Origin of the sequence: Burkholderia sp. lig30 (assembly GCF_000687455.2) — a bacterium.
Taxonomy (GTDB): domain Bacteria; phylum Pseudomonadota; class Gammaproteobacteria; order Burkholderiales; family Burkholderiaceae; genus Burkholderia.
Window position 1 is genome coordinate 1 of sequence record NZ_JGVW01000054.1, and the last position, 21,057, is coordinate 21,057.

A 21,057-nucleotide genomic window follows, 5' to 3' on the forward strand; every position below is an offset into this window, starting at 1 on the left:
GCGAGCGCCGCCAGTTCGTCGGCCGTGAAGGTCAGCGGCGGCAGGCTCGCCGTGCGGCTCAGCCGGTAGCCGACGCCGGCCTCGCCCTCGATCGGCACGCCCGACACCTGCAGGTCGCGCACGTCGCGGTAGACGGTGCGCGGCGACACCGACAGCCACTCGGCCAGTTGCCGCGCGGTCGTCAGCCGGCGTCCGCGCAGCAGCTCGGCGATCTGGAACAGGCGGTCGGCGCGGCGCGTCATGCTGGCTTTTGTCGCAAAAGGTCGGGGAGGTTTCGCGATGATAGCCCCGCGCCGGCGCGGCGGCGCGCGTTCAACGGCATGCCGGCGCGTGCAGCCCGATGCGATTGCCTTCGGTATCGAGCACGTGGCCGATGTAGCCGATGTCGTTCGGCAGCTCGATCACCGAGCCGTCCACCGTGCCGCCGGCGCGCGCCGCGCGCTCGAGCGCATCGACGACCGAGGAGCCCGCGTTCAGGTAGACGAGCGTGCCGTGCGCGCCGGGCTTGGCGTGCTGCGGATTGTGGACGATGCAGCCGCCGGAGTTCGGCGCTTCGTAGTCGAACACCGCGACCGGCACGCCGCCGAGCACCTCGCGGCGCAGCGTCGTTTGCAGCGTCGCCTCGTAGAAGCGCACCGCGCGGTCGAGATCGAGCGACGGAATGTCGAACCAGACGATCGGGCGTTTGGAGAGGATGGACGTCATGACACGCTCCTTTTCTTTCATTCGATTTAGGGATGGAAACCGGCGTTGCTTGCGCCGGAATCGCAGTGTGCGCGGGGGCTGCTGACAGCGTCCTGTCAGCAGGGACGTCGTTCGATAGAGGATTCGAAGCGGTACACGCATCTTGAGATGACGATTAGTCATCCTGATTGTGCGTGCGTGCGTGCGTGCGTGCGTGCGTGCGTGACGTGCATCGCATCGACAGCCGACCATGCGTTCGGCGCGCTCGTCCATGCCGAGCCGACAAAAGAGTATTGGGGGAGGAGGCCCCGCGACGCGTCGTCCCGGCGGCGGCCGGACTCGCGTCGCGGGCGTCGGGGCTGCGACGATCCGAACACAGCCGGCATCGTCGGCGAAGACGTCGGGCACGACGCGCCGCTGGAGCGCGGGCGCCGGGCCGGAGATGAAATAACGAGGCGCCGCGCCCGGCGCGGGCGCGGCATCGCGGCGGCGCTTACGCGTCGTCGCCCGTCGGTGCGGCGGGGCGCTGGCGCACGCTGCCGGCGACCACGTCGAAGCGGAACAGCCGGCATTCGAGCGCGCCGTTGAAGAGCGGCGTCTTGGCCGACTCGCGCAGCCGCAGCTGGCCGGGCAGCGTGCGGTCCGACGACAGCAGGAACGCCTGCCAGCCGGCGAAGCGCTGCTTGAGCGCGTCGCCGAGCGACTGGAAGAACTCGCTGTCGGGCGCGTCGATGTGCGTGCGGCGGAACGCTTCGTCGTTGCCGCGGTTGCGGCCGGTCTCGCGCGCGTCGCCGCGCGGGCCGCGTCCGCGCACCTCGATCCGCTCGCCGTACGGCGGGTTCGCGACGATGATGCCGGGCGCGTCGCACGGCGGGGTCATCGCGCGCGCGTCGACCTGCTTGAGCCACAGCGACGGCACGCCCGCGCGTTCGAGGTTCGCACGCGCCTTCTCGAGCATGTCGCCCGAGATGTCGCTGCCGTAGACCGCCAGATCGCCGCGCCGCGCGCGCGCCGCGCGCTTCGCGTCCATCGCCGCGACCTTCAGCCCCTGCCATGCGGAGATGTCGTACTGCTTGAGCTTCTCGAAGCCGAAGCGCCGCTCGACGCCCGGCGCGACGCCGAGCGCGATCTGCGCGGCTTCGGCGAGGAACGTGCCGCTGCCGCACATCGGGTCGTACAGCGGCGTGCCGGGCGTCCAGCCGGCGATGCGCAGGATGCCCGCGGCCAGGTTCTCGCGCAGCGGCGCGGCGCCCTTGTCGAGACGCCAGCCACGCTTGAACAGCGGCTCGCCGGAGGTGTCGAGATACAGCGTGCAGTCGGAGGCGGTCAGGAACGCGAACACGCGCACGTCGGGCTGCGCGGTGTCGATGCTCGGGCGCGCGCCGGTCTTGTCGCGCATCCGGTCGCAGATCGCGTCCTTCACGCGCAGCGTCGCGAATTCGAGGCTTTTCAGCGGCGACTTGATCGCGGTGATGTCGACGCGCAGCGTCTGCGTCGCGGCGAACCAGCGTTCCCACGGCTGCTCGAGCGCGAGCGCGTAGACGTCCTGCTCGTTGCGATACGCACGGTGGGCGATTTTCAGGAGCACGCGGCTCGCGATCCGCGAATGCAGGTTCGCGGCCATCCCGGCGGCCCAGCCGCCCCGGAAATGGACACCGCCTGGCACCTGCGCGCCCGCGGCGAACGGCGCGCTGCCCAGGTGGCGGCCGGCGATCTCGGCCAGCTCGGCGGCAAGCGCCGCTTCGAGGCCGCGCGGGCAGGGAGCGAAGAAATCGTACAGGGTGGGCGAGGACATAAGGCGGGCGAGGACGGACAAAAGTACAGTATTGTACGCGGCGCGGCCGGCTGTGCCGGCGAGCCGCCCCGGCACGGGGGCGCGGCGCTCGGCTGCCAGCTTGCAGACGTGCGAAGGCGGCGGCTGCCCAGTGGGCGCCGCCCCGAGCCGTCAGTGCGAGCCGGACTGGCTCGCGCGGGCGCTGCCGCCGCTTGCGGGCCAGACGAGGCCGAGCGGGTTCGCGGCGATCGCGCGGCCGATCGCGGCGACGAGCGCGCGCACCTTGGTCGGCCGCAGGCTGCGCGAGCGCACTGCCATCGTGAACGCGAGCGCGAAGCTCACCGCGACGTTCAGGATCGCCATGCTCAGCACGCCCGCCACGGCCCACCACAGCTCGTGCGTATGCAGCGTGTTCGTGCCGAGCACGCCGAGCGCGACGCCGATCGAGCCCGCGGACAGCGTCACGTGCCGCACCTCGAACGAGAACGCGAACGCCGTCACGATCGCCGGCACGAGGCCGAGCGCCAGCCCGAGGCCGACGTTGCCGGCCACCCCGGCGACGTTCGACCGGCAGAAGTGCGCGAGCTTTGCCGCGCCGGCCGCGCCGAGCGTGATCCGCAGCCGGCGGTTGTACGCGAGCGCATCGCCGACCCGGTGCAGCACGAACCAGTTGTCGGCCCAGCCGGCGAGCAGGCTCGAGCTCCACAGCAGCACGCCGGTCAGCGCCGCGTAGAACGGCGTCGGGCCGAACAGCGAGAACGACTGCAGCGTCGCATGCGCCTTCTGCGGCGTGATCACGTTGGTGTGCAGCACCGCGCTTGCGAACAGCTGCACGAGCAGGCACACGGGCAGCACCACGAGCACGTTGCCGGCGATCGCCGCCGCCTGCGTGCGGATCAGCGCGATCACCGACGACACGAACTGCCGGACGCCTTCGTCGTGGGCCGTGTCGTCGAGCTCGCGCGCGAGCGTCGGCGCCGTCATCGCCGGCTGCTTGGTCGCGAGCGTGAAATGCAGGAAGTGCATCAGCATGAAGCTCGACGCGTAGTTGACCCCGGCGAGCAGCCCTTCGAGCATCGATTGCAGGTGCGCGCCGGTGATCCAGAACTTCATGCACACCGTCGCGACCGTGACGAGGCCGCCGCCGGCCGCCATCCGCAGCATCTTCAGGTATTCGTCGCGGCCGCGCGAGATGTAGTGCTCGCCGGTGTCCGCGTTGGTCTCGACCATCTTGCGCGCGAACAGCGAGAAATTGCTGCGCACCAGATGCGCGACGCTCTGGCTGTTCTGGTTCGCGTCGACGAGTTCCGACGTGAGGCGCGCCATGCCGTGCAGGTCGTCGCGCGCCATCCATGCGTTGAGCAGCATCTCGGCGCGCTGGATCCGCATCCGCATCCGCTCGACCTGGAACACGATGTCGACCGAGACGCCGTTGCGGTACAGATGCGCGAACACGCCGTCGACCGCCACGCGGCATTCGTCGAGCAGCATGCGCAGAAAGTTGACTTCGTGCAGCAGCTTGTTCGGGTCGCCGCCTTCCTCGACCGCCGCGCTCGCGCTCTCGACCGCGATCATCGCGCGCGTGAGCCGGTAGAACGGCTGGCCTTCGAGCGACGTGCCGGCGTCGTCGGCCAGACGGCTGCGCACCGTCTGCGACAGGCCCGTCGAGCTGATCTGGCAGGTCAGGTTGTGCAGCGCGGTCAGCAGGTCGCGCGATACCGAGCCGGGCTCGTGGCGCTCGGTGTCGGTCACGTCGTACGCGAACAGTTCCGACAGGCGCGTGAGCAGGTCGGTGGGCAGCGCATCGATCCAGATGGCGTCGTCCGGCGACGGGAACATCAGCGTAAACAGCGCAGTCAACTCGCGGCGGTTCGGCGCGGGCGGGATCAGCGACGAGTCGAGTCGCTCGAACAGCGCGCCGAAGAAGCCCGAGTGGACCGGCATGCCGGCGTCGCACAACAGCGAGATGCCGTCGCTTTCGCGCAGCGCCGCGCGCAGGATGCGCGCGGTGTTCGACTTCCATTCCGGATTGCGGTCGAGCACGTGGAACAGGTAGCGCAGGCGCGCGTGCGCAGGGTATGCGCGCGTGTCGTCGTCATGCGCGTCCGTGCCGTTTTGCGCGGCCTGCATCGTGCCGTGCCGGCGCAGCCAGTGTGCGAGTTCGATCAGCCATTCGCTACGCTCGGCATAGGGCGCATCCACGTCGGCGGTCGCGAGCAGTGCGTCGAGCTGCTGGCTCGCACTGCGGGAGGCGCGCCATTTCTTGATCAGGGTCGTCAGGGAACGAAGCATGGATGGATTCGGGAAGGCCCAAACGGGGCGGGTTTCGGGACGCGGCAGGCCGGGCCTGCCGCGGCGGCGGAGCGGCTGCGCGAGGGGCAGCGTGGTGCCGGCGGGATGCGTGGCGGCCGGCGGAGTGTGGCAGGCAAGTCATGGCCGGCCAGGGTTGGATCGACGAGGTGTCACCCGCCGTGCATCGCCGGCGAGGCGCGGCGGCAGGGTGTCGCCGGCGAGAGGCTGCCGGTCGGGCGCCCGTTGCGCGAGCGCAGCGGTGCGAGGCGGAACGCAATGCGGCAGGGCACGCGCGGCGGCACGGCTCATGACGGCGGCATCCGGCGTGAGTGCCGGCCGCCCCGCGTCTGAATGCCCGTAGGATCGTCAATCGGACGAAAAAAGGCAAGCCGACTGTCTCAATATTCGAGGGTTCCGTCCGAAAATGAAAAAGAATACAAAATCGGTTGCGCCACGCCGCATCGCGCGTTATGTGCGGGACGGTCCCGCCGCGCCGGCCGTGTCGCCGGACGCCGCATTCGCCGGGCAGCGTATGAGTGGTGCGGCGGCTTTTCCGCCCGATGCGCCGGTCGCCTCGGCGCGCCGCGTGGCGAGCGCGCGCACGCCGGCGGCAGCCTGTCTCGCGATCGCATCGAGTGCGCGCCGATGGCCGGCGACGAGCGCGTCGTAGCCGTCGCCGACCGGCTCGGCGACGCTCGTGCGGCACGTCATTACCGCCTGCGTGCCGACCGCGCGCACGCTCCACACCGCGTCGATCGCCGCGCGCTTGCCGGGCCACGACTCGAAGCGCTGCACGTTGACGCTGATGCGATACACCGGCACGCCGGCCGGATAGGCGGAATTCGCGACGTCGATCGTGCCGAGCTGCGCGGCGAGGCCGTCGGACAGCGCGCGGCGGATTTCATCGGCGGGCGGCGACGCCCAGCGTTCCTGCTCGAGCACGTCGACCTGCGCCGCGTTTTTCTGCACGACGAGCTGGTTTTTCGCGACCTGCTCGGGGACGCCGACCGACGGCACCTCGATCAGGAACGGCGGATTGGCCGGCACGGCGCGTACGCCGAGCGCCGGATCGGCGGGGTTCAGCGTATAGAAGCGCGACGGCGGCGAGCTGCACGCGGCGAGCGCCAGCGCGGCGAGTGTCAGCGCCGCGCCGCGCAGGATGCCGTTCGGGCGTGTCGTCATGGTTGGTCTCCTGGCTTGCCCTTGAGCAGCGATTCGGGATGGCGCTCGAGATAGTCGGCGAGCGCGTTCAGCGACTGCAGCGTGCGGGTCAGTTCCTTCAGCGCGCCGCGCACGTCCGACTGCAGCGGCGAATCCTGCTGCAGCGTCGCCTCGGCGGTCGAGAAGGTCTGCTTCGCCGCCGACAGCGTGTCGCGCGCTTCCGGCGCGACCTGCGTGTCGAGCTGCCTGAACAGCCTGTCGGCATTCGCGAGCGTGCTGTTCAGGTTTGCGCCGATCTGGTCGAACGGCACCTTGTCGAGCTTCTTCGCGATATCGGCCACCTGCAGCTGCAGTTCGTCGAGCGTGTTCGGCACGGTCGGCAGCTCGATCGGCGTGCGTGCCGGATCGATGTTCGCGGCCGGCGCCTTCGGGAAGAAGTCGACGGCGACGTAAAGCTGGCTCGTCAGCAGGTTGCCGGTGCGCAACTGGCCGCGCAGCCCGTGCTGGACCAGCCGGTCGAGGAGGTCGCGGCGCGCACTGTCGCCCTTGTTGCCGATCGTGTCGCGGAAGCGCTTGCCGAGCCGTTCCGGATAGATGGTCATCGTCACCGGCATCGTGAAGTTCTTCGCCTTCGGATCGTAGTCGATGCCGATGTTCGTGACTTCGCCGAGCACGATGCCGCGGAAGTCGACCGGCGCGCCGACCGCGAGCCCTCGCAGCGACTGGTTGAAGTTCATCACGACCTGCAGCGGCAGGCCGTCCGGCGCGCGCATCGCGTCGGCCTCGTCGGAGCCGAGGCGGAACGTCGTGTTGTTCTGCGCGGTCGTGCCGCTGCTCTGGCCCGGCGGCGCCTGGAACGCGATGCCGCCGAGGATCACGGTCGCGAGCGACTGCGTGTTCAGCTTGAAGCCGCTCGAATCGAGCCGCAGGTCGACGCCGCTCGCCTGCCACCAGCGCGAATTCATGCCGACGTACTGGTCGTACGGCGCGGTGACGAACACGTTGACGGTCACGCCCGTGCCGTCCTTGTCGAGCGAGAACCCGACCACCTGGCCGACCTGCACGCGCCGGTAATAGACAGGCGAGCCGATGTCGATCGAGCCGAGCGAATCGCCGCGCAGCACGTATTGCGTGCCTTTCTGGTCGCCGGTGACGGGCGGCGGGGTCTCGAGCCCGGTGAAGTCGGTTTCGGTGTCCGACGAGCGGCCGGCGTCGACGCCGATGTACGCGCCCGACAGCAGCGTGCCGAGCCCGGACACGCCGGACGCGCCGACGCGCGGGCGCACCACCCAGAAGCGCGATCCCTTGACCGCGAAGTCTTCGGCCTCCTTCTTGAGCTGCACGTCGACGAGCACGCGCGTCAGGTCCTTCGACAGCCGGATCGTCTTGACCATGCCGATCTCGACGTCCTTGTACTTGACCTGCGTCTTGGCCGGCTCGAGGCCCTCGGCGCTGCGGAAGCTGATCGTGATTTCCGGGCCGCGCTCGCGCACCGCCTTGATCACGAGGCCGATGCCGATCAGCGCGGCGATCAGCGGCACGAGCCAGACGAGCGACGGCAGCCAGCCGCCCTTGGTGGTGACGACGGGATCCGGCAGCGGCGGCTGGCCGGAGGGTGCCGCATTCGGGTCGTGCTGCGGGCCTTGCGGACTATTCATGGTGTTTCCCTGAGGTTTCGACGGGATCCCAGATCAGGCGGGGATCGAACTGCATCGACGCGAGCATCGTCAGGATGACGACGGAGCCGAACGCGAGCGCGCCGGGGCCGGCCGTGATGACGGCGAGCGAGCGGAAATGGACGAGCGCGACGGTGAGCGTCACGACGAAGATGTCGAGCATCGACCAGCGGCCGATCCGCTCGACGATCCGGTACAGCCGCGTGCGCTGCAGCGGCCGCCACGTGGAACGGCGCTGCGCGCTGATCACGAGGATCAGCAGCACGCCGAGCTTGAGCATCGGCACGAGGATGCTTGCGACGAACACGACGACGGCGAGCGGCCATTCGCCCGACACCCAGAAATAGACGACGCCGCTCATGATCGTGTCGTCCTGCGCGCCGACGATCGACGCGGTGCGCATGATCGGCAGCAGGTTCGCGGGAATGTAGAGGATTGCGGCGGCGAGCAGCAGCGCCCAGGTGCGGACGATGCTGTTCGGCGTGCGCGCGTGCACTGCGGCGCCGCAGCGCGCGCAGCGCTGATGCGCGCCGGCAAGCGGCTGGACGAGCCCGCATGCGTGGCAGCTCGCGAGGCCCGCGCGGGCGGCGGTCGGCGTCGTCATCGGCGAGGGGCCTCCGGCAGCGGGTCGGCGCGCTGGCTGCGCGAGCGGGCCGCGCCGTTGCGCAGGTCGTCGGCGATGTCCCACAGGGTGCGCGGATCAAACATCACGACGACCGCCAGCATCAGCGTGAGCGCGGCGAATGCGAACAGCGCGGCTTCGGGCACCACGCGCGCGAGGCTCACCATCTTCACGATGGTGACGAGGATGCCGAGCATGAACACCTCGATCATCCCCCACGGGCGCACGAGCTGGATCGCGCGCAGCACCAGGTTGAACGCGGGCGGCACGACGCCGCGGCGCATCGGAAACAGCAGATACAGCAGCGCGGCCATCTCGACGAGCGGAAACAGCACGGTCGAGCAGAACACCATCACGGCGACGAGCCGCATGTCCTGCTGCCACAGCGCATCGAGCGCGCCGATCAGCGTGGTGCGCACGCGGTTGCCGTTCACGTCCATTTCGAGGATCGGGAACGCCTGCGCGATCACGAACGTGACCAGCGCCGCGAGCGCGAGCGCGCAGATCCGCTCGAGCTGTGCCGAGCCGCTTCGGTAGAGCAGTGCGTCGCAGCGCGGGCAGCGCGCGACGTCGCGCCCGCCAAGGCGCGGTTTATGCAACAGTGCGTCGCACTCGTGACAGGCAATCAGTTCGTTTCGTTGCATGCGGAAAGCGGTTGCGCAGCGTCGGGAGGACGCATCGAGGGGGGCGGAACCCGCGCCAATCTTACCAAAAGGTGTTTTTCGGGGTGTCAAGTCCCGGAGCCGGCGTGACTGGGCGGTCACATCGGCGGCGGCGCGCGGCGCGCATCGTCGGCCGTTCTGAGAGTCTGCCAGCGACAAAAGGTTGCGGTAGGATTGCGCCTCGATATGCATCGCCCGAAAAAGGGCGGCGCCCCTTCGCTGAACTGAGGAACCCATGGCATCGAATTCGTTGCCGGCCGAGCCGGTACGCTATACGCAGCCCGCCATTGCACTGCACTGGCTGATTGCGCTGCTGATCGTCTGCGCGTTCGCGCTCGGCTGGGTGATGACCGACATCCCCGGCTTCACGCCCGCGAAGCTGAAGTACTACTCATGGCACAAGTGGCTCGGCGTGACCGTGTTCTCGCTCGCGATCGTGCGCGTGCTGTGGCGCGCGACGCACCGGCCACCGCCGCTGCCGGACGACATGCCCGCGCTGCAGCGTCTCGGTGCGCACGGCGTGCACGTGCTGCTCTATGCGCTGATGTTCGTGATTCCCGTGACGGGCTACCTGTACAGCTCGGCGTCGAACATTCCGGTCGTGTACCTGGGTATCGTGCCGTTGCCGCGCCTGATCGATCCCGATCCGGTGCTGAAGGAAACCCTCAAGACGCTGCATGTGTCGTTGAATTACGTTTTGCTGACGCTTGTCGGGCTGCACGTGGTTGCCGCCGTCAAGCATCACGTGCTCGACCGCGACGGCCTGCTGTCGCGGATGCTTCCGTTTGCCAAGTGAAAGGATCCCATGAAAGTGTCTGTCTCCCGCTCCATGCTGGCCGCGTTCGCCGCGGTGTCGCTTGCCGCGTCGAGCGCGGCGCTCGCCGACGTCGACATGTCGAAGAGCAAGGTGTCCGCGATCTCGAAGCAGATGAACGTGCCGACCGAAGGCGTGTTCAAGAAGTTCTCCGCACAGGTGAAGTTCGACCCGGCGAAGGCCGCGCAAGGCAGCGCCCAGGTGACGATCGATATCGCGAGCTATGACCTCGGCGACAAGATGTACAACGACCAGGTCGCCGGCAAGGACTGGTTCGACGCGAAGACCTATCCGCAGGCGACCTTCGTGTCGACCGCGATCGCGCCGGCGGGCGGCAACAAGTACAGCGTGACCGGCAAGCTGACCGTCAAGGGCAAGAGCGAGACGCTGACCGTGCCCGTGACCGTCACGCAAAACGGCGCGACGCAGGCGTTCGACGGCGTGCTGCCGATCAAGCGCTCGGCGTTCAACGTCGGCAGCGGCGAATGGAAGGATACGTCGATCGTCGCCGACGAAGTGCAGATCAAGTTTCACATCGTCGCCGCGAAGTAAGCGCGGCGTGTCATGTCCCGATGCCGCGCGGGTGCGCGGCCCAGTTTCAAGGAGATTGAATTGAAGAAGCATCTGATGATCGCGGCCGGCGCGCTTGCCGCTTCCCTGTCGTTTTCCGCATTCGCCGACGTCACGACCTACCAGTTCGACCCGACGCACACGTACCCGGCATTCGAGGCCGACCACTTCGGCGGCCTGTCGGTCTGGCGCGGCAAGTTCGACGCGTCGAAGGGCTCGGTGACGATCGACCGCGCCGCGAAGACCGGCACCGTCGACGTGACGACCACCATCGCGTCGATCAGCACCGGCAACGCGAAGCTCAACGAGCACCTGCAGACGGCTGAATTCTTCGACGCCGCGAAGTACCCGGAAGCGAACTACAAGGGCACGCTGAAGTTCAAGGGCGACCAGCCGGTGGAAGTGGTCGGCAACCTGACGATGCACGGCGTGACCAAGCCGCTGACGCTCAAGATCGATTCGTTCAAGTGCATGCCGCATCCGATGCTCAAGCGTGAAGTGTGCGGCGTCGACGCTGTCGGCGAATTCGACCGCGACGACTTCGGCATCGACTGGGGCAAGTCGTACGGCTTCAAGATGAAGACCAAGCTGCTGATCACGGCCGAAGCGCTGAAGCAGTAAGCCGCGATACCGGTGCGGGTCGTGTGACCCGCGTGCCGCGAACCGCCGCGTTCTCCCTCCGGGCGCGGCGGTTTTTTGTTTGACGATGATGGGACTGGATCGACTTGGAAAACCGCCGTGTCGTGTAGTGGTCAATTCATCCCGGACATGCTCGAAGCCTTCATTGCGGGAGATCGTGGATTTCGCCGTGGTGCATCTCCACCATGAGGGCTGTCACTCGAAGCGAAGCCAGTCTAAGGCAACAGGGCATGTGCCTATGACCTTGGGCGCTATGCAATGTAAGCGTCTAGGGCGTCCATCGGCACATGCAGTTTTTGATCTGCCTCGAATGCCTCCAGCAGATGTTTCAGCGTGACTTGCACGCGAGGGGCCATCAGTGCCCGATGCGGGTACTGCATCACCATCTCGAATGTTCCGGGCTGGTGGAACTTGTGGAGAATGACCTTCAACGAACCGGAAAGCAGATGATCCCAGGCTAGATGAACACCGACTTGGGCAATCCCAACGCTATCGCATGCCGCTTGAACGAGCGACTCGGGCGCGGATAGCGTCAACATCGCTCTGCTCGCAGGGTCTAGCGTGGTAATGCTTACGTCTTCGGCCTTAAAGTTCCACGGAGCAACCTGACCGCTCAAGAACCGTCGCGCTATGAGCCGATGGGCTTGCAACGCCCCAGGTGTTTGCGGCACCCCATGCTTTGCCAAGTATTCGGGAGATGCAACCAGCACCGCGTTCAAGCGGCAGACCGGACGTGTCACGAGGGCTGAATCGGGGATGTTGCCGCCTCTCACAGCGATGTCGTAGCCGTCCCGCACAATATCGACGATTCGATCATCGAAATCGACTTCCACGGCCAAGCTCGGATAACGCGCCAGCAGCGCCGGCAATGCGGGCAGCACATGATCGTGCCCGAAGGCCGAACTTGTCGAAATACGAACCCGCCCACTAGGCACGGCGCGCTGCGCCGCGATCGTATCAACCGCGGCATCAAGCGCCTCCAGTGCAACGCGCGCCTGCCGGAGAAATGCCTCGCCTTCTTCAGTGAGCTTCAGCGTTCGGGTTGTGCGGTTCAATAGCCGCACGCCTAATGCTTTCTCCAAACCGGCTACGTTCTTGCTGACCGCAGCCGATGTGATGCCAAGTAGGCGGCCAGCGGCTGCAAAACTTCCGGCATCCACTGCTTGAACCAGCGAAACGATCGCACGAACGCGCTGGGATGAATCCATCGCCACCCTCCGTTACTTCGGGACACGCACGTCGTGCGCGCATGTCGTTTTTGCTGACGATGATTCTAAACTTTTGGTTGAGAGTGGTTCAACCAAGTCATAACTTCTGGTAAATGCCGAGGCTGGCGACAATGCGGAGCATTGCCTTATCTCAACCAACGGCACGGAACCAAAATGCTCATCACCATCATTTACGACAGTGGCTACGGCCACACGGCAAAACAGGCTCAGGCAGTGGCGGACGGCGTTCGGCGCGTACCCGGAGCCGAAGCACAGTTGATCGCTGTTGCTGACGGCGAAACCCCGTGGGAAAAGTTGGCCGCCAGCGATGCCATCATCTTCGGCTCGCCGACCTATAACGGCACCATCAGCGCACGACTCAAAAAGCTGATGGAGGACTCGACGCGGACCGCGTGGATTCCGCAGACCTGGCGCAACAAGATCGCTGCCGGCTTCACGAACTCGGGGGCGATGCACGGAGACAAGCTGAACTCTCTGGTCACAATGGCGCTGTTCGCCGCGCAGCACGGCATGATCTGGGTCGGACTCGACCTCTTTGCCAGCACGAACAAGGAAGACAAAAACCGCATCGGCGGTTGGCTCGGCGCGATGGCTCAATCGAATGACGAGTCGCCGGAACTCTCTCCGATTAAGAGCGATCTGGATACGGCTGCCCATCTCGGCCAACGTGTCGCGGAAGTGACGGCGCAGTTCAAGGCGGGAGCCGGGAAATGAGATTGCTCTGTCTCGACGTTCCGCTGCCAGGTGCCAGCCCGGAAAGCTATCAGCCTCATTTGCTGGAAGAAGTGCGTCACGGCTGGCACCTCTATAAATCCGGCTTTGTGCGCGACATTTACTTCCGTCAAGACCGCCCTGGCGTCGCCATCATCGCCGAAAGCGAGTCGGTAGATGCCGCAAGGCAAGCCTTGGCCGAGTTTCCGCTTGCCAAGGTCGGCCTTATCGACTGGGAGATTATCCCGCTCGGCCCGTTCGTAGGCTGGGAATCGCTTTTCGCGTCTGGCAACGCTTGAACGGTTTTGCACGAAGGAGCGATATGACCACCTCTGCACACATGTTCCCGCTCAACGCCGAAACAGCAATACCTGCCGTCGGGTTTGGCACCTACCTAATATCGCCTGACGACACGGCTAAAGCGGTAAGCAGCGCGATTGCCTGCGGCTATCGCCACGTTGATACGGCCGCCGTCTATGACAATGAGCATGGCGTTGGCGAAGGTATACGTAGTGGATTGGATGCAGCGCATTTATCGCGCGAAGACATCTTCGTTACCACCAAGTTGTGGCCGGGATATTCCGGCTGGGGTGAGACGCCGAAGTCAGAGGCGGAAACTATTGCTGATTTTTACGACAGCCTGGAGCGATTGGGGCTGGATTATGTCGATCTGTACCTGATCCATTCTCCGCATGGCGGCCCCCAACGTATCGCGCAATGGCGGGCACTGGTGCAGTTGAAGCAGGCGGGCAAAGCTCGCAGCATTGGCGTGAGTAACTTCAATCAGAAGCATCTCGACGAAATCAAGGCGGCGGGCCTGCCGTTGCCGGAAGCCAATCAGATCGAACTTCATCCGTGGTCGCAGAAGCCGGAGCTGATTGCCTATATGCGCGAGAACGGTATCGCGCCCATTGCGTACAGCAGCCTTGCACCGCTATCGACTTGGCGAGTTGAGGACGGGCAGGACAGTACGAAGACCGCTGCGATGAAACGCGACGGCGATGTTTTCGCAAAAATGGCCGCGAAGTACGGTGTATCGGAAGCCCAATTTCTTCTCCGTTGGGGAGTGCAGAACGGCTACGCGGTATTGCCCAAGAGCCTGAACCCGGAACGGATGCGCCAAAACCTCGACATCTTCGGGTTCTCCATTGATGAGAAAGACATGGCGCTGCTCAAGACGATGGATCAAGGCGGGGGCATTGCGTGGGGAGCAATCGGAGACCCTACAGCGGCCGAATAAGCGACGTACTCACGCGTTCTTATCATTAATCTTCGCTCTTGCAACTGCGAAATATGCGCAGCCTTATGGCTGCGCTTTTGTTTTGTAGCCACCGCTGGAGGGACAACGCCGCGTGATCGAGCGCCTTGATTGCTGCGCATGGCCGCGTGTGCTTGCCCTATATTGTTACGATATAACATATCAATTCAAGGCTTGCCTTCGTTCAGTGACAGAGCATCGCAATGCCATGCCCCCAATCCGCCAGTCGCCGCCGCGCGCCGATAGTCCGACGACCCATATTTTTCTTCGAGATACCACGATGAGCCGCGAAACCACGATTTCACAAAGGACAAAGAAGCTCCCCGTTACCGTTCTAAAAGCCCCTGGCTGGTTACAAGAACTACGCGGCACCCATAAACCTGAAACCGAGGAACATGGCATTTCGAGCTTCGTGTATCGCGCAAGACGCCCGTTCCAGCTGCAACGCTTCTTCACGCTGATTCAGGGCGAATGGCCGGGCGTGGTTCGTTCCAAGGGATTCTTCTGGCTTGCCAGTAGTCCGACGCTCGCGGGTTCTCGGTCTCAAGCTGGCTCGGTCGCCCGACATGGCCCGCCGGTACTTGGTGGGCGGCGGTGGCCGACGTCCGCAAATGAAAAAGGCCGGTTCGACGTGAACCGGCCTTTCGTTTGCCGAAGCGACAAGCGACGCGCTTACACTTGCGCGCCCGCGTTCGGGTCGTCCGGATCGTGCGCGGCCTTCTTGTCCTTGACCAGATCCTCGCGGCGGATGCCGAGCCACATCGCGAGCGAGCCCGCGACGAACACCGACGAGTAGATGCCGAACATGATGCCGACCGTCAGCGCGAGCGCGAAGTAGTGCAGCGTCGGGCCGCCGAAGAAGAACATCGACAGCACCATCATTTCCGTCGACGTGTGCGTGATGATCGTCCGCGACATCGTGCTCGTGATCGCGTGGTTGATCACTTCCTGCACGCTCATCTTGCGCTCGCGGCGGAACGTCTCGCGGATCCGGTCGAAGATGACGACCGACTCGTTCACCGAGTAGCCGAGCACCGCGAGGATCGCCGCGAGCACGGACAGCGAGAACTCCCACTGGAAGAACGCGAAGAAGCCGAGAATGATCACGACGTCGTGCAGGTTCGCGATGATGCCGGCGACCGCGTACTTCCATTCGAAGCGGAACGACAGGTAGATCACGATGCCGATCACGACGCACGCGAGCGCGAGCAGGCCGTCGGTCGCGAGCTCCTTGCCGACCTGCGGGCCGACGAACTCGACGCGCTGCAGCGCGACGTCGGCGTTCTGCGCCTTCAGCGCGGCCATCACCTGGTCGCTCTGCTGCGCGGACGTGAGGCCCTGCTTGAGCGGCAGGCGGATCAGCACGTTGCGCGAGGTGCCGAAGTTCTGCACTTGCGCGTCGCCGTAGCCGAGCGTGCCGAGCGTCGAGCGCACCGGCTCGAGCTGCGCGGCCTGCTGGTACTGCACCTCGATCACCGTGCCGCCCGTGAACTCGACGGACAGATGCAGCCCGCGATGGAACAGGAAGAACACGGCGGCGAGGAACGTCACGAGCGAGATCACGTTGAAGACCAACGCGTGCCGCATGAACGGAATGTCTTTACGGATGCGGAAAAATTCCATGATCGTCTCCGGCGCTTATTGGGACGAGCCCGGTTTCTTCGGCGGCATGCCAGGCTGCGCGCGGTTGCGCAGCTGCGGCTTGCCGGCGCGCGGCGCGTTGCCCTTCGCCGGGGCGGCAGGCTTCGCGGCGCGTGCGGTGTCGGTGGCGTCGTCCTGCGCGGCGAACGCGGCGGCGCTCGCGGCGCCGGCCGGCTTCCACACCTGGCCGATCGCCAGCGACTTCAGCTTCTTGCGGCCGCCGTACCAGAGGTTGACGAGCCCGCGCGAGAAGAACACCGCGGAGAACATCGACGTCAGGATGCCGATGCAGTGCACGACCGCGAAGCCGCGTACCGGGCCCGAGCCGAACGCGAGCAGCGCGAGGCCGGCGATCAGCGTCGTGACGTTCGAGTCGAGAATCGTCGCCCATGCGTGCGAGTAGCCCGCCTGGATCGCGACCTGCGGCTGCGCGCCGTTGCGAAGCTCCTCGCGCACGCGCTCGTTGATCAGCACGTTCGCGTCGATCGCCATGCCGAGCGCGAGCGCGATGGCGGCGATGCCCGGCAGGGTCAGCGTCGCCTGCAGCAGCGACAGGATCGCGACCAGCAGCAGCAGGTTCACCGACAGGCCGATCACCGACACGATGCCGAACAGCATGTAGTACGCGACCATGAACACGGCGATCGCGGCAAAGCCCCAGACCACCGAGTGGAAGCCCATCTTGATGTTGTCGGCGCCGAGGCTCGGGCCGATCGTGCGTTCCTCGATGATGTCCATCGGCGCGGCGAGCGAGCCGGCGCGCAGCAGCAGCGCGAGGTCGGCGGCGGCCTGCGGGGTCGGCTGGCCGGTGATCTGGAAGCGGTCGCCAAGTTCCGACTGGATCGTCGCGACCGTCAGCACTTCGCCCTTGCCCTTCTCGAACAGCACCATCGCCATCGGCTTGCCGATGTTGTCGCGCGACACGGCGCGCACCGCGCGGCCGCCCGCCGAGTCGAGACGGATGTTGACCGACGGGCGCTGATGCTCGTCGAAGCCCGCCGACGCGTCGATGATCCGGTCGCCGGTGAAGATCACCTGCTTCCGCAGCAGCACCGGTGCCTGGTTGCCCTGCGTGAACAGCTCGTCGCCCGGCGGCACCGGGTCGTTCGGGTTCGGATGCGTGTTGACCGGATCGGCGAGGCGCGCCTCGAGCGTCGCGGTGCGGCCGATGATGTCCTTCGCCTTCGCGGTGTCCTGCACGCCCGGCAGCTCGACGACGATGCGGTCGCTGCCTTGCTGCTGGATGATCGGCTCGGCGACGCCGAGCTCGTTCACGCGGTTGTGCAGCGTCGTGATGTTCTGCTTGAGCGCGGCTTCCTCGACGGACTTCTGCACGGCCGGCGTGAACGTGCCGACCACCTGGTAGCCGCCGCCGCCGGGCTGGCTCGCCCATTGCAGCTCGGTGATCGACGACGCGAGCAGCTTGCGGGCGTCGTCGGCGGTCTGCGCGTCGCCGAAGTTGACGACGACGGACTGGTCGACGCGGTTCACGCCGCCGTCGCGGATGTTCTTGTCGCGCAGCAGCGTGCGCGCGTCGGACGCGTCGGAGTCGAGCTTCTTCGTGAGCGCGCCCGTCATGTCGACCTGGAGCAGGAAGTGGACGCCGCCGCGCAGGTCGAGGCCGAGATACATCGGCAGCGCGTGCAGCGCGGTCAGCCAGCGCGGCGACGCGCTTTGCAGGTTCAGCGCGACGACGTACTGCGGATCGGCCGGGTCGGCGTTCAGCGACTTCTGCAGCAGATCCTTGACGCGCAGCTGCGTGTCGGTGTCCTTCAGGCGCACGCGGATCGTCGCGTTATTGGTCGCGTTCTCGAAGGTGACGTCGTCCGGCGTGACCTGATTGGTCGCGAGTGCGGCTTCGACCTGGCTCAGCGTCGCCGCGTCGAGCTTGACCGTGGCCTTGCCGCTCGACACCTGCACCGCCGGCGCTTCGCCGAAGAAATTGGGCAATGTGTACAGAAAGCCGATGGCGAGCGCCACGACCATCACGACATATTTCCAGATTGGGTAACGATTCATGAGGGGGCCGAACGGGAAAGTTGGCTTGAAAGCGTCGCGTCCGGCGCGGCGCCGGCACCTGCCTGTCGGGCGGGTGCGGCGCGGGCAGCCGGACGCTCGGGGAAGGGCTTACAGCGACTTGATCGTGCCCTTCGGCAGAATGGTCGTGATGGCGGCCTTCTGCACGGTGACTTCGGTGCCTTCCGAGATCTCGACGCCGATATACGCTTCCGACACCTTCGTCACCTTGCCGACGAGCCCGCCGCTCGTGACGACTTCATCGCCCTTGGCCATCGCCGAGAGCATGTTGCGGTGTTCCTTCTGGCGCTTCATCTGAGGGCGGATCATGATGAAGTACAGCACCGCGAACATCAGGATGAGCGGCAGGAAGCTCATCAGGCTGGATTCGGCGCCGCCTGCAGCGCCTTGCGCGTAGGCGTTGGAAATGAACGACAAGGACACGTTGGTCTCTCCGTGATGGAAGATCTGAAAAAGTAAGCCGGTTATTCTACCACCGGCCAAAACCGCGACGGCGTGGCAAATGCGCTTTGGGATCAACCTGTTAAGTGTCGAACCCGGCGTGTCCGCGCGTCGAATGAAAACGAATTGTAATGTTTGGCCGCCCCGATTGGCCGTCTGTCCGATCCGAAATCGTTCTTGTCCTATTCGGACAGCAGAGGCGACGTGAACGCGTCCTATCAGGCGGGGGCATCCCGGCCGCGTGCGGCCCGCGCGCGCCGCGCCTAGTCGACGCCTCTCGCGCGATCCTCCGCGAAGCGCTTGCGGAATGCGTCGAACGTGTGCGTCTCGATCGCTTCGCGAATCTCGCTCATCAGCTCCAGGTAGTAATGCAGGTTGTGGATCGTGTTGAGCTGCGCGCCGAGGATTTCGCCGACGCGGTGCAGGTGGTGCAGGTAGCCGCGCGAGAAGTTCCGGCAGGTGTAGCAGCCGCAGCTTTCGTCGAGCGGCTTCAGCGAATTCTTGTGGGTCGCGTTGCGGATCTTCACGTCGCCGAAGCGGGTGAACAGCCAGCCGTTGCGCGCGTTGCGGGTCGGCATCACGCAGTCGAACATGTCGATGCCCGCGGCGACGCCGGCGACGAGATCCTCCGGCGTGCCGACGCCCATCAGGTAGTGCGGCTTGTGCGCGGGCAGCTTCGGCGCGACGTGCTGCAGGATGCGCACCATGTCGTCCTTCGGCTCGCCGACCGACAGCCCGCCGATCGCGAGGCCGTGGAAGTCCAGTTCCGCGAGGCCGGCGAGCGATTCGTCGCGCAGGTCCTCGAACATCCCGCCCTGGACGATCCCGAACAGCGCGTTCGGGTTGCCGAGCCGGCCGAATTCGTCGAGCGAGCGCTTCGCCCAGCGCAGCGACATCCGCATCGAGTCGGCCGCTTCCTTGTGCGTCGTCGGAATGCCGTTGGTCGCGTACGGCGTGCATTCGTCGAACTGCATCACGATGTCCGAATTCAGCACCTTCTGGATCTGCATCGACACTTCCGGCGACAGGAACAGCTTGTCGCCGTTGATCGGCGACGCGAACGTGACGCCGTCCTCGGTGATCTTGCGCAGATCGCCGAGCGAGAACACCTGGAAGCCGCCGGAATCGGTGAGGATCGGCTTGTTCCAGCCCATGAAGCCGTGCAGGCCGCCATGCGCGTCGATCGTCTCGAGGCCGGGACGCAGCCACAGGTGGAACGTGTTGCCGAGGATGATCTGCGCGTTGATCTCGTGGAGCTCGCGCGGCTGGATCGCCTTCACTGTGCCGTAGGTGCCGACCGGCATGAAGATCGGCGTCTCGACGACGCCGTGATTGAGCGTCACGCGGCCGCGCCGCGCGTGGCCGTCGGTCGTCAACAGGTCGAACTTCAGGCCGTTGTGCGGGCGAATGTGCGTATGCGTGTCGTGGGATGAACCTTCGGTCATCGCGGGATTCTCCTTGTCGCCGGGATGCCGGCGGCCGTGAAAAAGGGGCGGGTGTGCGCCGCGCGCTTACGCGCCGTCGCGCCGCGTCAGCAGCATCGCATCGCCGTAGCTGAAGAAGCGGTAGCGCTGTTCGATCGCATGGCGATATGCCGCGCGAACCGTCTCGATGCCCGCGAACGCGGAAACGAGCATCAGCAGCGTCGATTTCGGCAGGTGGAAGTTCGTCACCAGCCGGTCGACCACCCGGAAGCGGTAGCCGGGCGTGATGAAGATGTCGGTCTCGGCCTGCGTCGCGGCAAGCGGGCGGCCGGCGGCTTCCGCGTCGCGCGCCGCGGCTTCGAGCGCGCGCATCGACGTCGTGCCGACCGCGATCACCTTGCCGCCGCGCGCGCGGGTCGCGGCGATCCGGTCGACGAGCGACTGCGGCAGTTCGTACCACTCGCTGTGCATCTTGTGCTCGGCGATGTTCTCGACCCGCACCGGCTGGAACGTGCCCGCGCCGACGTGCAGGGTCAGCGTCGCGCGCTCGACGCCCATCGCGTCGAGGCGCGCGAGCAGCGCGTCGTCGAAGTGCAGGCCGGCCGTCGGCGCGGCGACCGCGCCGGGGTTGCTCGCATAGACGGTCTGGTAACGCGTCTCGTCGGTCGCGTCCGGATCGTGCTCGATGTACGGCGGCAGCGGCAGGCGGCCGTAGCGTTCGATCAGCGTCAGGCACGGCTCGGGGAAATGCAGCGTGAAGAACGGCTCGACCCGCTCGCCGACCGTCACGTCGAACGCATCGGCGAGCGTGAGCGCGGTGCCGGCGCCGGGCGACTTGCTCGCGCGGATCTGCGCGAGCGCGGTGTGCGTGCCGGTCACGCGCTCGATCAGCACCTCGATCTTGCCGCCGCTCGCCTTGTGGCCGAAAAAGCGCGCCTTCAGCACCTTCGTGTCGTTGAAGACGAGCAGGTCGCCGGGCGAGATGCACGACGGCAGCTCGGCGAAGCCGCGATCGGCGAGGCGCGGCGGCTCGGTCGAATTGTCGACCTCGAGCAGGCGGCTCGCGGTACGGTCGGGCAGCGCGGTTTGCGCGATCAGCTCGGGCGGCAGATTGAAATCGAAATCGGAAAGCGTGAACATGCGGGCTGGTTCGAGGCGGCCGGCGCGCGCGGCCCGCAGGCTGAAACGCGTAAATGGGGCGCGCGAGCCGCTATGATGGCGGAGTCGCGGCCTGGCCGGCGTCGCTCGTTCGGACGACGTGAAAGCCGCTATTGTACTTGCGAAGCACCCTGACGATCCGATGCCTGTATCACCACGCCGTTCCGCCACCGCCGGTGCCGATTCCGCCGATCCGTTCGACGCGGAGGATGCCGCGTCACCCGCGCCCGCCGCGCGACCGCGCGCGGCCGGGCCGCGGGTGAC

The 21,057-nt window shown here is 66.2% G+C and carries 19 protein-coding genes and 2 pseudogenes; 7 read left to right on the top strand and 14 right to left on the bottom strand.

Annotation, left to right across the window (positions count from 1 at the left end):
* The 8 genes and pseudogenes from LIG30_RS05760 to LIG30_RS05795 all read right to left on the bottom strand — a co-directional run.
* Positions 1 to 245: pseudogene (locus LIG30_RS05760) on the bottom strand (helix-turn-helix transcriptional regulator); the annotation flags it as partial.
* Positions 246 to 312: 67 nt separating this feature from the next.
* Positions 313 to 705: a VOC family protein gene (locus LIG30_RS05765; RefSeq protein ID WP_038710469.1), complete on the bottom strand. Its 393-nt coding sequence runs from the start codon at positions 703 to 705 to the stop codon at positions 313 to 315.
* A gap of 472 nt (positions 706 to 1,177) precedes the next feature.
* Positions 1,178 to 2,479, bottom strand: a complete 1,302-nt coding sequence (locus LIG30_RS05770; RefSeq protein ID WP_038710443.1) for a THUMP domain-containing class I SAM-dependent RNA methyltransferase — start codon at positions 2,477 to 2,479, stop codon at positions 1,178 to 1,180.
* A gap of 150 nt (positions 2,480 to 2,629) precedes the next feature.
* Positions 2,630 to 4,750, bottom strand: a complete 2,121-nt coding sequence (locus LIG30_RS05775) for a site-specific recombinase (protein ID WP_038710445.1) — start codon at positions 4,748 to 4,750, stop codon at positions 2,630 to 2,632.
* Between the two features lie 468 nt (positions 4,751 to 5,218).
* Entirely contained in the window at positions 5,219 to 5,932 is a 714-nt protein-coding gene (locus LIG30_RS05780; protein WP_038710447.1) for a PqiC family protein, read from the bottom strand.
* On the bottom strand, positions 5,929 to 7,569 hold the full coding sequence (locus LIG30_RS05785; RefSeq protein WP_038710448.1) for a PqiB family protein: 1,641 nt from the start codon (positions 7,567 to 7,569) through the stop codon (positions 5,929 to 5,931). The genes LIG30_RS05780 and LIG30_RS05785 overlap by 4 nt, the downstream gene beginning before the upstream one ends.
* Positions 7,562 to 8,191, bottom strand: coding sequence for a paraquat-inducible protein A (locus LIG30_RS05790; RefSeq protein WP_038710449.1), 630 nt, complete (start codon positions 8,189 to 8,191; stop codon positions 7,562 to 7,564). Before LIG30_RS05790 ends, LIG30_RS05785 begins: the two co-directional genes overlap by 8 nt.
* Positions 8,188 to 8,853, bottom strand: coding sequence for a paraquat-inducible protein A (locus LIG30_RS05795; RefSeq protein WP_038710451.1), 666 nt, complete (start codon positions 8,851 to 8,853; stop codon positions 8,188 to 8,190). The genes LIG30_RS05790 and LIG30_RS05795 overlap by 4 nt, the downstream gene beginning before the upstream one ends.
* Before the next feature lie 253 nt (positions 8,854 to 9,106).
* On the opposite strand from LIG30_RS05795, the gene LIG30_RS05800 reads away from it, so the two are divergent.
* The 3 genes from LIG30_RS05800 to LIG30_RS05810 are packed head-to-tail and all read left to right on the top strand — an operon-like array spanning position 9,107 to position 10,876.
* Positions 9,107 to 9,667 carry a cytochrome b gene (locus LIG30_RS05800; RefSeq protein ID WP_038710453.1) on the top strand — a complete coding sequence of 187 codons (561 nt, stop codon included), beginning with the start codon at positions 9,107 to 9,109 and terminating at the stop codon, positions 9,665 to 9,667.
* A gap of 9 nt (positions 9,668 to 9,676) precedes the next feature.
* Positions 9,677 to 10,237, top strand: coding sequence for a YceI family protein (locus LIG30_RS05805; protein WP_038710455.1), 561 nt, complete (start codon positions 9,677 to 9,679; stop codon positions 10,235 to 10,237).
* Between the two features lie 60 nt (positions 10,238 to 10,297).
* Positions 10,298 to 10,876: a YceI family protein gene (locus LIG30_RS05810; RefSeq protein WP_038710457.1), complete on the top strand. Its 579-nt coding sequence runs from the start codon at positions 10,298 to 10,300 to the stop codon at positions 10,874 to 10,876.
* A gap of 269 nt (positions 10,877 to 11,145) precedes the next feature.
* Here LIG30_RS05810 and LIG30_RS05815 read toward each other — a convergent pair whose 3' ends face one another.
* Positions 11,146 to 12,102, bottom strand: coding sequence for a LysR family transcriptional regulator (locus tag LIG30_RS05815; RefSeq protein ID WP_038710458.1), 957 nt, complete (start codon positions 12,100 to 12,102; stop codon positions 11,146 to 11,148).
* Positions 12,103 to 12,276: 174 nt separating this feature from the next.
* Here LIG30_RS05815 and LIG30_RS05820 point away from each other — a divergent pair, with 174 nt between their 5' ends.
* The 4 genes and pseudogenes from LIG30_RS05820 to LIG30_RS25065 all read left to right on the top strand — a co-directional run.
* Positions 12,277 to 12,837 (top strand): flavodoxin family protein, encoded by a 561-nt coding sequence (locus tag LIG30_RS05820; protein ID WP_038710460.1) that lies wholly within the window; start codon positions 12,277 to 12,279, stop codon positions 12,835 to 12,837.
* Positions 12,834 to 13,133 (top strand): hypothetical protein, encoded by a 300-nt coding sequence (locus LIG30_RS05825; RefSeq protein WP_038710462.1) that lies wholly within the window; start codon positions 12,834 to 12,836, stop codon positions 13,131 to 13,133. The genes LIG30_RS05820 and LIG30_RS05825 overlap by 4 nt, the downstream gene beginning before the upstream one ends.
* A 23-nt stretch (positions 13,134 to 13,156) precedes the next feature.
* Positions 13,157 to 14,074 (top strand): aldo/keto reductase family protein, encoded by a 918-nt coding sequence (locus LIG30_RS05830; protein ID WP_051994886.1) that lies wholly within the window; start codon positions 13,157 to 13,159, stop codon positions 14,072 to 14,074.
* A 355-nt stretch (positions 14,075 to 14,429) separates the two neighbouring features.
* A pseudogene (locus LIG30_RS25065) lies at positions 14,430 to 14,701 on the top strand (GTP-binding protein); the annotation flags it as partial.
* 63 nt (positions 14,702 to 14,764) lie between these two features.
* Here LIG30_RS25065 and secF read toward each other — a convergent pair.
* From secF to queA, 5 genes are all read right to left on the bottom strand, one after another.
* On the bottom strand, positions 14,765 to 15,715 hold the full coding sequence (secF, locus tag LIG30_RS05835) for a protein translocase subunit SecF (RefSeq protein ID WP_038710464.1): 951 nt from the start codon (positions 15,713 to 15,715) through the stop codon (positions 14,765 to 14,767).
* Between the two features lie 15 nt (positions 15,716 to 15,730).
* On the bottom strand, positions 15,731 to 17,752 hold the full coding sequence (gene secD / locus LIG30_RS05840) for a protein translocase subunit SecD (protein ID WP_038710465.1): 2,022 nt from the start codon (positions 17,750 to 17,752) through the stop codon (positions 15,731 to 15,733).
* Positions 17,753 to 17,860: 108 nt separating this feature from the next.
* Positions 17,861 to 18,187: a preprotein translocase subunit YajC gene (gene yajC / locus LIG30_RS05845; RefSeq protein ID WP_038710466.1), complete on the bottom strand. Its 327-nt coding sequence runs from the start codon at positions 18,185 to 18,187 to the stop codon at positions 17,861 to 17,863.
* Positions 18,188 to 18,474: 287 nt separating this feature from the next.
* Positions 18,475 to 19,656, bottom strand: a complete 1,182-nt coding sequence (gene tgt / locus LIG30_RS05850; protein ID WP_038710467.1) for a tRNA guanosine(34) transglycosylase Tgt — start codon at positions 19,654 to 19,656, stop codon at positions 18,475 to 18,477.
* Positions 19,657 to 19,722: 66 nt separating this feature from the next.
* Complete coding sequence (gene queA, locus LIG30_RS05855) at positions 19,723 to 20,775, bottom strand: tRNA preQ1(34) S-adenosylmethionine ribosyltransferase-isomerase QueA (protein WP_038710468.1); 1,053 nt, start codon at positions 20,773 to 20,775, stop codon at positions 19,723 to 19,725.
* Positions 20,776 to 21,057: the final 282 nt, after the last annotated feature.

Bases quoted from the DNA above. Each gene is read 5' to 3' on its own strand.
- LIG30_RS05765 (WP_038710469.1), bottom strand. From the start codon at position 705: ATGACGTCCATCCTCTCCAAACGCCCGATCGTCTGGTTCGACATTCCG.
- LIG30_RS05770 (WP_038710443.1), bottom strand. From the start codon at position 2,479: ATGTCCTCGCCCACCCTGTACGATTTCTTCGCTCCCTGCCCGCGCGGC.
- LIG30_RS05775 (WP_038710445.1), bottom strand. From the start codon at position 4,750: ATGCTTCGTTCCCTGACGACCCTGATCAAGAAATGGCGCGCCTCCCGC.
- LIG30_RS05780 (WP_038710447.1), bottom strand. From the start codon at position 5,932: ATGACGACACGCCCGAACGGCATCCTGCGCGGCGCGGCGCTGACACTC.
- LIG30_RS05785 (WP_038710448.1), bottom strand. From the start codon at position 7,569: ATGAATAGTCCGCAAGGCCCGCAGCACGACCCGAATGCGGCACCCTCC.
- LIG30_RS05790 (WP_038710449.1), bottom strand. From the start codon at position 8,191: ATGACGACGCCGACCGCCGCCCGCGCGGGCCTCGCGAGCTGCCACGCA.
- LIG30_RS05795 (WP_038710451.1), bottom strand. From the start codon at position 8,853: ATGCAACGAAACGAACTGATTGCCTGTCACGAGTGCGACGCACTGTTG.
- LIG30_RS05800 (WP_038710453.1), top strand. From the start codon at position 9,107: ATGGCATCGAATTCGTTGCCGGCCGAGCCGGTACGCTATACGCAGCCC.
- LIG30_RS05805 (WP_038710455.1), top strand. From the start codon at position 9,677: ATGAAAGTGTCTGTCTCCCGCTCCATGCTGGCCGCGTTCGCCGCGGTG.
- LIG30_RS05815 (WP_038710458.1), bottom strand. From the start codon at position 12,102: ATGGATTCATCCCAGCGCGTTCGTGCGATCGTTTCGCTGGTTCAAGCA.
- LIG30_RS05820 (WP_038710460.1), top strand. From the start codon at position 12,277: ATGCTCATCACCATCATTTACGACAGTGGCTACGGCCACACGGCAAAA.
- LIG30_RS05825 (WP_038710462.1), top strand. From the start codon at position 12,834: ATGAGATTGCTCTGTCTCGACGTTCCGCTGCCAGGTGCCAGCCCGGAA.
- LIG30_RS05830 (WP_051994886.1), top strand. From the start codon at position 13,157: ATGACCACCTCTGCACACATGTTCCCGCTCAACGCCGAAACAGCAATA.
- secF (WP_038710464.1), bottom strand. From the start codon at position 15,715: ATGGAATTTTTCCGCATCCGTAAAGACATTCCGTTCATGCGGCACGCG.
- secD (WP_038710465.1), bottom strand. From the start codon at position 17,752: ATGAATCGTTACCCAATCTGGAAATATGTCGTGATGGTCGTGGCGCTC.
- tgt (WP_038710467.1), bottom strand. From the start codon at position 19,656: ATGACCGAAGGTTCATCCCACGACACGCATACGCACATTCGCCCGCAC.
- queA (WP_038710468.1), bottom strand. From the start codon at position 20,775: ATGTTCACGCTTTCCGATTTCGATTTCAATCTGCCGCCCGAGCTGATC.